This is a genomic window from Yimella sp. RIT 621, assembly GCF_004146205.1.
In the GTDB taxonomy this organism is placed as follows: domain Bacteria; phylum Actinomycetota; class Actinomycetes; order Actinomycetales; family Dermatophilaceae; genus Yimella; species Yimella lutea.
On record NZ_SEIP01000041.1, the window covers coordinates 1 to 799 of the forward strand.

At 66.2% G+C, this 799-nt stretch carries 1 protein-coding gene; it reads left to right on the forward strand.

Annotated elements, in window-relative coordinates; genetic code table 11:
• The coding region (locus EU513_RS15595) for an HNH endonuclease signature motif containing protein (protein WP_129627807.1) at positions 1–799 on the forward strand (799 nt) is incomplete at both ends.

A 799-nucleotide genomic window follows, 5' to 3' on the forward strand; every position in this document is an offset into this window, starting at 1 on the left:
GCCGGCGCAGTTACGGTCCTGGTTCGACAAAGGCCGCTACCACTTGGAGTTCGACGGACCCGCCGACCAGGGCGAACTCCTCGAGCAAGTGTTGAACGAAGCCAAGAACGCGCTGTTCCAACAAACCCGCCACACCGACAGTGATGGCGACAACAACTGCGATCAGGACTGCGGCCAGGACCCCGCAATCGAGTCCGACGAAGACACCACGGCTCAACGGATTCCGGCCGCGTTCGGCGGCACCCACCTCGGTGCCGACTCGGGTGAAGGTTTGGACGCGGCTGGGAAACCACGGATCACTCTGGCGGACGCGTTCCTCGAAGCCATGCTCCGCTCCCTCAACGCCGGCACTCAGGGGGTGTCGGGTCGGGCGGACACCTACCGGGCGCTGTTCCACCTCGACGCCCACGGACACGGCTGGTCGGGCGGTGCCGGAGCCCTCCCACCCGCACTCCGCGAGAAACTCTCCTGTGACGGGCTGATCGTGCCGATCATCGAGAAGAACGGGTACCCCGTCGACGTCGGACGCACCCAACGCATCGTCCCGCGCCGCACCCTCCGCCTCGTGCACGACCGGGACCACGGCTGCCGGTTCCCAGGGTGCGGAACCCACCGCTACGTCGAGGTCCACCACGTCATCCACTGGGCCAAAGGTGGCAACACCGACCTGGGCAACCTGATCAGCCTCTGCCCCTTCCTTCACGACCGGTTACACGCCGGCGACTTCACCATCACCGCTCTCACCCCAGGGTTCTTCACGTTCCGAGACCGGTACGGCGACCGGTTCGGCTACCGACCA